Annotated in this window: 10 protein-coding genes; 4 read left to right on the top strand and 6 right to left on the bottom strand. The window is 68.9% G+C overall.

Annotated features, from left to right (window positions below; translation table 11 throughout):
• Positions 1-48: 48 nt before the first annotated feature.
• The 3 genes from ON43_RS07045 to ON43_RS07035 form a co-directional block, all read right to left on the bottom strand.
• Positions 49-1,392, bottom strand: coding sequence for a DUF8176 domain-containing protein (locus tag ON43_RS07045; protein ID WP_040804998.1), 1,344 nt, complete (start codon positions 1,390-1,392; stop codon positions 49-51).
• A gap of 102 nt (positions 1,393-1,494) precedes the next feature.
• Complete coding sequence (locus ON43_RS07040) at positions 1,495-2,670, bottom strand: hypothetical protein (RefSeq protein ID WP_051178072.1); 1,176 nt, start codon at positions 2,668-2,670, stop codon at positions 1,495-1,497.
• 233 nt (positions 2,671-2,903) lie between these two features.
• Positions 2,904-4,307, bottom strand: coding sequence for an NAD(P)H-quinone dehydrogenase (locus ON43_RS07035; RefSeq protein WP_040804997.1), 1,404 nt, complete (start codon positions 4,305-4,307; stop codon positions 2,904-2,906).
• A 303-nt stretch (positions 4,308-4,610) separates the two neighbouring features.
• Here ON43_RS07035 and ON43_RS07030 point away from each other — a divergent pair, with 303 nt between their 5' ends.
• Both ON43_RS07030 and ON43_RS07025 read left to right on the top strand, forming a co-directional pair.
• On the top strand, positions 4,611-5,090 hold the full coding sequence (locus tag ON43_RS07030; RefSeq protein ID WP_040805010.1) for a gamma-glutamylcyclotransferase family protein: 480 nt from the start codon (positions 4,611-4,613) through the stop codon (positions 5,088-5,090).
• Positions 5,091-5,189: 99 nt separating this feature from the next.
• On the top strand, positions 5,190-5,603 hold the full coding sequence (locus tag ON43_RS07025; RefSeq protein WP_040804995.1) for a PPOX class F420-dependent oxidoreductase: 414 nt from the start codon (positions 5,190-5,192) through the stop codon (positions 5,601-5,603).
• Between the two features lie 74 nt (positions 5,604-5,677).
• Here the strand turns inward: ON43_RS07025 and ON43_RS07020 are convergent, their stop codons facing one another.
• From ON43_RS07020 to ON43_RS07010, 3 genes are all read right to left on the bottom strand, one after another.
• A complete protein-coding gene (locus ON43_RS07020) occupies positions 5,678-6,856 on the bottom strand; it encodes a M20 family metallopeptidase (protein ID WP_040804993.1) in 1,179 nt (392 codons plus the stop codon).
• A gap of 83 nt (positions 6,857-6,939) precedes the next feature.
• A complete protein-coding gene (locus tag ON43_RS07015; RefSeq protein ID WP_083913209.1) occupies positions 6,940-8,238 on the bottom strand; it encodes a M20 family metallopeptidase in 1,299 nt (432 codons plus the stop codon).
• A gap of 134 nt (positions 8,239-8,372) precedes the next feature.
• Positions 8,373-9,077, bottom strand: coding sequence for an enoyl-CoA hydratase/isomerase family protein (locus tag ON43_RS07010; protein ID WP_040804989.1), 705 nt, complete (start codon positions 9,075-9,077; stop codon positions 8,373-8,375).
• A 148-nt stretch (positions 9,078-9,225) separates the two neighbouring features.
• Here ON43_RS07010 and ON43_RS07005 point away from each other — a divergent pair, with 148 nt between their 5' ends.
• Positions 9,226-10,029: a purine-nucleoside phosphorylase gene (locus tag ON43_RS07005; RefSeq protein WP_040805004.1), complete on the top strand. Its 804-nt coding sequence runs from the start codon at positions 9,226-9,228 to the stop codon at positions 10,027-10,029.
• A gap of 10 nt (positions 10,030-10,039) precedes the next feature.
• Positions 10,040-10,840 (top strand): phosphohexomutase domain-containing protein (locus tag ON43_RS07000; protein ID WP_505778215.1); only part of this gene is annotated, 801 nt, incomplete at its 3' end.

Here is a 10,840-nt window from a genome sequence, read left to right as displayed (position 1 = left end):
CCCGGGGTGTGGATCCCGGCCAAAAACATGCCGGGATGACGATGGACGCTAGGAACGCTCCTCGATGGAGTAGATCAGGTGTTTGCCGTCACGCTCGACGACCGTGACGCGCTGCGCGTAGACCTGCGTGGTGCCGTCCGCGTGATGCTCGGTGATATCGACGTCGTAGGTCTCGAACACCCCCGCCACGGGCGCTGCGGGCGGCGCGCCCGGCGGCACCGGTGGGACCGGCGCCGGAACCGGCGTGGGGCCGACGATCTGCAGGCAGTAGCTGGTGCCGGGCTTGAGCTTGTCGATGCCCGCCGACTGCATGACGTCGGCCTGCGAGACGGTCGGCGAGTCCGGCGCGACGAAACTGCGCGCCTTCTCACCGCTGCGGTCGGCGTAGAAGCCGTGCTGGAAGCCCAGAATCGCGTCCACGCCGCTGCCGGTGCCGCCCGCGCCATTGCCGATGGTGAGCTTGCCCTCGTGCCGCGGCGGGCAGCTCAGCGCCGCCGCGGTATTGGTCGGCGCACCCTTGCCGATCGTGGTGACCCCGGCCGCCGTGGTGTCCTGATCACCCCCGCGGGTGAGCGCGAAGATCACCGATCCGGCCACCGCCAGCAGCACCACCGCGCCGCCCGCGATCACCGCGATCTTGCGCCAGGGCCGCGGCTCCTGTTCCGGCTTGGCCTGCGGCGCAGGGGTTTTCGGGGTCAGCGCCTTGACGATGGGATCATCCGCCCAGGACAGCGATTCCCCTTGCGGCGCATCGGGTTCCGTCGACGGCGGCACGGGCGGGAACCCGCTCGGCGCGGACCGCCACCACGAATCCGGCGACCCGGTCTGCGCGGGCACGGCCCCGTTCGCGGCGGCCTCGCCCGCCGAATTCCGTTCGGCGAGCGCCTTATCGGCATCGCTGATGCGAGTGGCCTGCTCCGGATCACCGGGCGCCGATTGCGACCCGCCAGGCGGGATTTTGACGGTCTGTTCGACGTCCGGGGTACTCGGAGCCTGCCCCGCACCCTCGACGGCCGGGAATTGGCCCGTGGACATGCCGTTGCCCGGGTACTGGGCGGGGTACTGCCCGGTCGTCGGCCCCCACGAGTCCGGGGCGCGATACTGCGGCGGCGGCGCCGGGATCGACGCGTCGGCGGGCCGCCACGCCAGCTCCGGACTCTGCGGTCCGGGCGCGGGGCTCCAGCCCGGCGCGGGCGCGGCGGGCTTGGCCCCGAAGTCGTTGAGTGGCGCTCCGAAATCGTTCAGCGGAGCGCCGAAGTCGTTGAGCGGCGCCCCGAAGTCGTTCAGCGGAGCGCCGAAATCGTTCAGGGGCGCCCCGAACTCGGACTCCGGCTGCTTGTTCTCCTCAGAGGATTCTGGTCGGTCGGCTGATTCGTCCTTGCCGGAAACCATCACCCGTCCTTTCGCCACATGCGCGTGGGGCGGTCGCTCCCGACCGCCCCACGTGACAACACTTCTCCAACCGGTCCCCTGGGAACCGTCAGTACCGAACTGTCAGTACTGAACCGAGCGGCCCACCTGCGCGGTCACACCGGCCACATCCACCGTCTGCGCCGGCTGATCACCTTCGGGGAGCTTACCAATCTGCGCCGCGGCCTCCAGGATGATGGCGCCGCCCGGCATCAGCCGGATGAAGTTCTCGGCGTCGGCCTTGGCCGCATTGGCCGCGGCCGTGTCCAGCACGAACTCCATCTTCTGGTCGTTGTCCGGCCCGTTGCCCGCGAACGCGGTCACCTTGATCTGGTTACGGGTGGTGAAGTCCAGCGACATACCGGCCTGGCCGAACCCGCCCGGCGTGGTGTAGCCGATGGTCCCGACGTAACCGTCCAGGTTGCTGAAGTGGTGGGTGTTGGCCGCCCAGCCCGGCAGCACCGCGCCGCCGTCGAGGTTGACGCCGAGCTCGGTGTGCGGACCGGTCATCGCGACCACCGGCGCGGCCGGGGCGGTGTCCACCGCGGGCGACTGCCAGCGCGGCTGCGTCTGCGGATTGACGGTCGGCTGGCCGGTGATGGTGTCCACGTCCGGGCTGTCACCGGTCTGCGGGGTGGTACCGGCCGGCTGCGCGCTCTGATCGTTCGGGGTGACCGGCTGGGTCTGCCCCGGCGTCGCGGGCTGGGTCGGCTGGACCACCGCGGGCTGGGCCGGGGTGTTCTGCTGACCCGGCACCGGCAGCGGCGCCACGCGCGGCACGGTCACACCCGGCTGCGACGGCTTGACCGACTTCGGCTGGGTGGCCTGCGGGTTGTTGCCCGCGGGCTGCGCCGCGTTCGGGTCCGGCGTGGGGGTGGTGCCGCCCGGCTGCGTGGTGCCCGGCTGGGCACCGCCCTGCTGAGTGGCGCCCTGCGGCTGCGGATCCTGCTGCCCCGCACCGGTGTCCGGGGTGTTCGGCGTGGTCGGGGTGGTGACGCCCGGCTGGTTGCCCTGCGGCTTGGTCGTTCCCGGCTGCACGTTCTCCGGCTTGGGTGCGGGCACGACCTGCACCTTCGGGTCCGGGACCGGCGTCTCGGTGGTCGGCTGGGCGCCTTCGGGCTGTTGCTGGTCCGCCGGGACCGCGCCCGGATCGGCGGGAGCGGCGTTGGCGGGGGCGGATAGCAGCGACACCACGGCGGCCGCACCGGCCAGCGTCAGGGAGGTGCTCGCCTTGATCCGACTCGGCTTGCGGTGCTTCACGTTTGGCTCAATTCCTTCGTCCCTCGGCAGCACGATCGGACTCCGGGGCATCGAAGAGCCTCGCGTCGGGGGGAATTGAGAACCCCCATCGCGTAACGCTCGCGACCGCCCTGCCGATCGCTTCCGCCGCGAACTTAATCACAAGGGAGACAAGGCAGCAAGACGGGCCGGTAACAATGGCACGCAAAAGCCACGCGAACGGTCACGCGAAGGACACGCGAAAGCCGTTGCGACTAGTCCAGATCGTCGTGCCGCATGAGCTGGCGCGCGGCCTCGGTGACCGAACCGGTGAGCGACGGGTACACCGAAAACGTCTGCGCCAGATCGTTCACCGTGAGGTTGTTCTGCACCGCCAGCGCGATCGGCAGGATCAGCTCCGACGCGATGGGCGCCACCACGACGCCGCCGATCACCACACCGGTCGCGGGACGGCAGAAGATCTTCACGAAACCCCTGCGCAGGCCCGACATCTTGGCGCGCGGATTGGTGTTCAGCGGCAGCATGACCGTGCGCGCGGGGGTCTCACCATTGTCGATGGCGGTCTGCGAGACGCCGACGGTCGCGATCTCCGGGCGCGTGAACACCGCAGAGGCAACGGTCTTCAGGCGAATCGGCTGCACGCCCTCGCCCAGCGCGTGGTACATCGCGATGCGCCCCTGCATGGCGGCCACCGAGGCCAGCGGCAGCAGGCCGGTGCAGTCGCCCGCGGCGTAGACGCCGGTCGCGGTGGTGCGCGAAACCCGGTCCACGCGCAGGTATCCGCCCTTGTCGAGCTCGATGCCGAGCCGTTCCAGGCCCAGCCCGTTGGTGTTCGGGACGGAACCGACGGTCATCAGCGCGTGGCTGCCGGTGACGGTGCGTCCATCGGACAGCTTCACCACGACGCCATCGGCGGTGCGCTCCACCGCGTCGGCGCGGGCGTGCTTGGCCAGCTCCACACCGCGCTCGGCGAGGGCGTCCTCGAGCACCAGCGCGGCGTCGGCGTCCTCACGGGGCAGCACGCGGTCCTGGCTCGAGACCAATTTCACTTTCACGCCCATCTCGGTGTAGGCGGAGACGAATTCGGCGCCGGTCACACCGGAACCGACGACCACCAGGGTCTCGGGCAGTTCCTTGAGGTCATAGAGCTGGCGCCAGTTCAGGATTCGCTCGCCGTCCGGTTCCGCGCCGGGTAGCACGCGCGGGCTGGCGCCGGTGGCGATGAGCACGACCTCGGCCTCGATGACCCGCTCCTGGCCGTCGGCGAGCGTGGCCTTGACCAGGTGGGTGGCCAGGCCGGGTGCCTGGTCGATGATTTCGCCGTAACCGGCGAGCACGGTGACGCCCGCGGTCTGCAGCTTGGCCTTGATATCGGAGGACTGGGCCTGGGCGAGGGCCTTCACGCGCGAGTTCACCTCGGCCAGGCGCACCTGGGCCTGCGAGGGATGCACGGTGATGCCCAGGTCACGGGCGCGGCGCAGGTCGGTACGCACGCCGGTGGAGGCGATGAAGGTCTTGGACGGCACGCAATCCCACAGCACGCACGCGCCGCCGATGCCGTCACTGTCGATCAGCGTGACCGGCGCCCCGTGCTGTGCCGCCACCAGCGCCGCTTCGTATCCGGCAGGGCCGCCGCCGATGATCGCAATGCGGGTCATTGTTCCTCCGCGTTCAAGTCGGCCCCGGGATCTCCGATGCCGGTCCCTAACGTTATCCGCCCAGCTCCTCACAGCTTTAACCGCATCTCGGGACAACTGTCCCACTGTGGCGCATCCCATTCGCGCGGATCGCCCGTCATGGCGGGATGTTGCGCGAACTTCGCGTTGCCCCAGGACAAACCGGACCTTCGCGGGGTCACGCGCCCATTCCGGCGATCTCGCGGCAACCGATCATGCCTTCGCGAACCGCCTTGTGATCGGGATCGGGGATGGTCTCCCCTATTTGTTCGATAGGCTTCTATGGTGCCGATTTACGCCGCCTACGGGTCCAACATGGATCCCGAGCAGATGCTCAAGCGCTGTCCGCACTCCCCCGTGTACGGAACCGGCTGGCTGGAAGGGTGGCGACTCACCTTCGCCGGGGACGACATCGGCTGGGAGGGACCGCTGGCGACGGTGGTCGAAGAGCCCGGACAACGGGTCTTCGTGGTGCTGTACGACGTTCCCAGCGAGGACGAGCTGAGCCTCGACCGCTGGGAGGGCTCGGACTTCGGCATCCACAAGAAGATCCGCCTGCGCGTCACCCCCAACCAGGGCACCGCCACCGAACCGGTGCTGGCCTGGCTCTACGTCCTGGACGCCTACGAGGGCGGGCTGCCCTCCGCGCGCTACCTGGGCGTGATCGCCGACGCCGCCGAGAAGGCAGGCGCGCCAAGCGATTACACGCACGCGCTACGCACCCGCAACAGCAAGAACGTGGGCCCGGGCACCTTCGGGCCGTAGGGACGCCGGAAGCTGCCGTAGTCACGCAGGAAGATTCGCCGCGGCACGGCTGTTGCGGGTAACGGAAAACGAATTTCGAACCGTCGAAAGAGGTAACCGATGCCCGCGACACCCGTGCCCGCTCCGATCGCCGAGTTCCTGGCCCGCCCCAATCCGGCGGTCTTCGCCTCGAATCGCCCCGACGGGCAGCCGGTCTCGGTGGCCACCTGGTATCTCTACGAGAACGGCCGAATCCTGGTGAACCTGGCCGACTTCCGCAAGCGGCTGGACTACCTGCGCGAGGACCCGCGCGTCAGCCTCACCATCACCGATGCCGACAACTGGTACAGCCATGTCAGCGTCCAGGGCCGCATCGTGTCGCTGGAGAACGACCCGGATTCCTCGGTCATCGACCGCATCGCCCGGCACTACATCGGCACCGACTACGCCGTGCGCGATCAGAAGCGCGTCTCCGCCTGGATCGAGATCGACCGCTGGCACGCCTGGGGCGACATCGCCAACAAGGCCAAGTAGTTCCCGAAACATGAAGCCGGGCCGCACCTTTCGGTGCGGCCCGGCTCTCTGTCCGACGGGTCGAGCGGTATCGCTCAGGCGTACCGGTGCGCGTTCAACACGATGTTGGTGAACACCCGAACGCCCGCGGCCAGCGCCCGCTCGTCGATATCGAAGGTCGGCTGGTGCAGGTCGAGCTGCTCGCCCTGACCGGACCACACGCCGAGGCGCGCCATCGCGCCCGGGACCTCCTCCAGGTACCACGAGAAGTCCTCGCCGCCACCGGACTGCTGGGTGTCGGCGAGCGCGTCGGGCCCGAGCCCGCGGATCGCGTCCTCGAACATGCGCACGGCCTGTTCGTCATTGACCACCGGCGGCACGCCGCGCTTGTAGTTGAGCTGGTAGCGCACGCCGGTCGGCGCCAGCAGCCCCTCGACGATCTCGCGCACCATGGGCTCGAGCAACGACCAAGTGGCGTGGTCGCCGGTGCGGACGGTGCCCGTGAGCATGCCGGTCTGCGGAATCGCGTTGGGCGCCTTGCCCGCCGAGACCGCGCCCCAGACCATGACCGTGCTGGTGCGGGGGTCGATGCGGCGCGAGAGCAGGCCGGGCAGGCCGGTGATGACGGTGCCGATGGCGTAGACCAGATCGCTGGTCAGGTGCGGGCGGGAGGTGTGGCCGCCGGGCGAGTCCAGCACGAGTTCGACGGTGTCGGCGGCCGAGGTGATCGGGCCGACCCGGATGCCGACCCGGCCGACTTCCAGCCGCGGATCGCAGTGCAGCGCGAACATGCGCGAGACGTCTTCCATCGCGCCCGCGGCCACCATGTCGATGGCGCCGCCGGGCATGACCTCCTCGGCGTGCTGGAAGACCAGTCGCACACCGACCGGAAGGTCGGGAATCTCGGCCAGCGCCAGTGCGGTTCCGAGCAGGATCGTGGTGTGCGCGTCGTGCCCGCAGGCGTGCGAGACGCCCGGCACGGTGGAGGCGAACGGGAGCCCCGTGTATTCCTGCAGCGGCAGCGCGTCCATATCGGCGCGCAGGCCGATGCGCGGACCCTCGGGGCCGATATCGCAGATCAGGCCGGTGCCGCTCGGTAGCTTGCGGGGTTCGAGCCCGGCCTTGACCAGCCAGGACTCCACGAATTCCGTAGTGCCGAACTCGGTTCGGGAAAGCTCCGGGTTGGCGTGGATGTGGCGACGCCACGCCGCGAGGTCGTCCATGTGCTCGGAGAGCCACGACTCCACCGCTGCATGCCCGGTCGCCGGTTCCATCGCGACGCTCGTAGCGGACTGCGTAGGTACACAGCTCGCCGCCACGGGTCCGTTGATGCGCGCCGCGGACCGGCCGGTTGTGCTCACCGAAGCTCCTCCTGTCGCTGAAACTGCCGTTGCATGACTCGTTCCGACAACCTGTCCCTGTGCAATTTGTCGCCCGCAATCTGTATCGCGGTGCGGGCCAGCGCCGTTGCCCCGTCCAGGACGGCGCGGTCGGCCGAGGCGTTCACGGCGGCGGCCGCGAACGCGGGCTGGTGGGTCACCGCGCCCCCGGCATCGATGCCGATGACCGGGTGGATTCCGGCGATGACGTTGGTGACGTTGCCCATATCGGTGCTGCCCAGCGGCCGTGCCGCCTCGAATTCCGGGGCGATGGGCTCGCGTCCGAGGTCTCGGATCTGCTCGCGATAGGCACACAGTAGTGCGCTATCCGGCGTGAGCTCGGTATATGTCGGCGCGAGCTTCCGGATTTCATGTGTGCATCCGGTCGCCAGGGCACCAGCCTCGAAACATGCCGATGCTCGTTGCATCAGATCGTCGAGGGCCGCGGAGTCGACCGCACGTAGGTAATACAGCAGTTCCGCGTGTCCGGGCACGATATTGGGGGCTACGCCGCCCGAGCCGACTATACCGTGGAGTTGCTGTCCGGGCAGTAAATGTTGACGGAGCAAACCTAAAGCAACTTGTGCGACGGTCAGGGCGTCCAGGGCATTTCGTCCGTATTGCGGTGCGGCGCTGGCATGCGATTCCCGGCCGTGGAAAACCACGGACAAATCCGCGAGCGCGAGCGAGTGCGCGCCGGCGATGTCCTCCGGGCCCGGATGCACCATCATGGCCATCGCGACATCGTCGAAGACGCCGCGCTCGAGCATGAGCACCTTGCCGCCGCCGGACTCCTCCGCGGGCGTGCCCAGCACCTTCACCGTGATATCGCAGGCGTCGGCGACGGCGGCCAGGGCCAGTGCCGCGCCGATGCTGGAGGCCGCGATGATGTTGTGGCCGCAGGCGTGGCCGATTTCCGGGAGTGCGTCGTATTCCGCACAAATACCGACTACTAGGTCTCCACTGCCGTATTCGGCGGTGAATGCGGTCGGAAGATCCGCTACGCCCGATTCGATGCGAAAACCGCGCTCGCGTAATGGCTCGATTGTCTTTGCGACGCTGCGGAATTCCTCGAAGGCCAGCTCGGGCTCGGAATGAATGTCGTGGGAGAGCGCGATCAAACGGTCGCGATCGGCCGCGACAGCCGCATCGATGTCCGCGAGAAGCAGTGGATCTGCCGGTGCCAGGGCAGCATTCGACGTCGACACGGATTCAGACTCGTGCCGACCGATCGGTTTGCGAAGACTGCGTTCATCGCCGTTGCGCGACGGTTGCATCCCCCCAGTCTCGCACTGCCGTGCCGGTCTGTCGCACCAGGTGCGCCGGAAAATCTCCGGCAGATCACGAAAAGGGCAGAAATTAGGGGTTCGAGGGCAAGCCCTCGAACCCCTCGAAACGGAAGGAGGAGACCCTACGGATTGAAGGCCAGGTTCTCCGGGGTGGTTTCCACGGCCAGACCCGCCAGGGCGTTCTGGTGCAGGGCGCGCTTGATGACCGGGAGGTTCGGCTTGCGGTTGCCCTTGAGCAGGTCGGCGCGGGCGATGGCGGTGGCGAGCAACGACTCGGCGTCCGCCTTGCCGTCCACGATGCCCGCGGCGATGGCGTCATCGGCGGCATAGCGGCGGCCGGTGGTCATTGCCTCCACCGCGACCTGGTTGACCAGGCGATTGGTCAGCAGCGCGTTCATGGCGACGGTGAACGGCATGCCCAGGTGCACCTCGGGAAGGCACCAGAAGCCGCGGTCGGCGCGCATGATCCGGAAGTCGCAGGAGGTGGCGAGCATGGCCCCGGCGCCGAAGGCATGGCCGTTCACCGCGGCGACGGTCGGCAGGCCGAAGGCCAGCAGGCGGCTGTACAGCGAGTGCACGCGGTCCAGGTACCAGCAGTTCTTGTCGAAATTGCCGAACAGCCAGTCGGTGTCGAGGCCATTGGAGAAGAACTTGCCGTTGGCGGTGACCACCAGCGCGGCCGGGCCCTCGGACGCCTCGACCTCGTCGAGCAGCGCGTGGACCTCGGTGATCCAGTCCGGGTGGAAACGGTTCTCGCTGTCGATGTCCTGACCCTCGGTCCCGAGGTTCAGCACGAACACATCCCCATCACGCTTCAAATACGGCATGCGTGCAGCGTAACGGGGGCCCGGAGCGATACCTACTCATGGGTAGGAGTAACCGCCGAGACACGAAAAAGAAGGGTAAAACGGATGAAAACGGCAGGTCGTGGTCGCCCAGAGGCGCACTTGATCGCTGAGGACTAGGGTGGGCGACATGCTGGCCGAGAAAACCGTGGGCGGGGTTTCCGAACTAGCCGCCGAAGCCATTGCCGAACGTACCGGTGTGCGCACGCACCGGGTCGCCGTGGTGCTGGGATCGGGCTGGCAGGAGGCTGCCGCCGAGATCGGCGAACCGGCCACCTCCATCCCCATGGCCGAAGTGCCGGGCTTCGAATCGCCGACGGCACAGGGGCATCAGGGCACCATTCACTCCGTCACCGTGGGTGACGCGCCGGTGCTGCTGCTCATGGGCCGTCAGCATCTCTACGAGGGCCACGCGCCGAGTCAGGTGGTCCACAACGTCCGCACCGCGCTGGCCGCTGGCGCGCAGACCGTGCTGCTGACCAATGCGGCGGGCGGCATTCGCGAGGATCTCTCCGTCGGCGAACCGGTGCTGATCAGCGACCACATCAACCTGACCGGCCGCACGCCCCTCGAGGGCGCGAACTTCGTGGACCTGGTCGACGCCTGGGATCCCGAATTGCGGGCGCTGGCAAAGGAAATCGACCCGAGTCTCACCGAGGGCGTGTACGCGGGCCTGACCGGGCCGCAGTACGAGACCCCCGCCGAGATCCGCATGCTGCGCACCATGGGCGCGGACCTGGTCGGCATGTCCACCGTGCTGGAGGCCATCGCCTGCCGCGAGGGCGGCGCGAAGGTGCTGGGCATCTCGCTGGTCACCAACCTGGCCGCCGGTGTCACCGGCGCACATCTCTCGCACGCGGAGGTCCTGGCCGAAGGCCACGCCGCCGCACCGAGATTGGGCAAACTGCTGCGCGGCGTGCTGGAACGCCTCTAGGCGCGCGGCCGTGCTGCGCTTCGGAACCGCCGGGCTCCGCGGTCCGCTCCGGGACGGCCCGGACGGCATGAACGTCGATACCGTCTCCCGTGCCTCGGCGGGCATCGCCGCCTGGCTGCGCGACCGCTGCCTGGGCGGCGGACTGGTCATCGTCGGGCGCGACGCCCGGCACGGCTCGGCCGAATTCGCCCTCGCCACCGCGGAAGTCTTCGCGGCGGCGGGGTTCTCGGTACTGAAACTCCCCCGGCCCTTGCCGACCCCCGTGGTGGCCTTCGCCGTGCGCGAGTTGAAAGCCGTTGCGGGCGTGCAGATCACCGCCTCCCACAATCCGGCCACCGACAACGGCTACAAGCTGTACCTCGACGGCGGTTCGCAGCTGGTGCCGCCCGCCGACGCCGAGATCGAGCGTTGTATCGACGCGGTCACCGAACCCATCGCCCGGACCAATCCGGCGCGGGCCACCACCCCGAATCCGGGCCTGCTGGGCCTGCCCGCGACGACCACGGCCGACGAGTTGGGCGAGGAGATCGTCCGCCGCTACCTGGCCCGGGTTGCCTTGCTGCCCAGCCTGATCGGCGGCGAAATCGCGGTGGGGGCCGAGAGCACGGCCATCGCGCTGGACCAGGCCGCCGGTCTCGCCGACCCGACCACGCCCCCGCACGACACGCGGCGGCGCGCCCCGATTCGGATCGTGCTGACCGCCATGCACGGTGTGGGCGGGGAACTCGCCGTCGCCGCTCTCCGGAGCGCGGGCTTCGACGAAGTGCTGGTGGTCAGCGAGCAGTTCGCGCCGGATCCGGACTTCCCGACC

This window comes from Nocardia concava NBRC 100430, assembly GCF_000308815.1.
Classification (GTDB): domain Bacteria; phylum Actinomycetota; class Actinomycetes; order Mycobacteriales; family Mycobacteriaceae; genus Nocardia; species Nocardia concava.
Note: the sequence above shows the minus strand (reverse complement) of the source record. Positions and strands in the feature narration are given on the sequence as shown.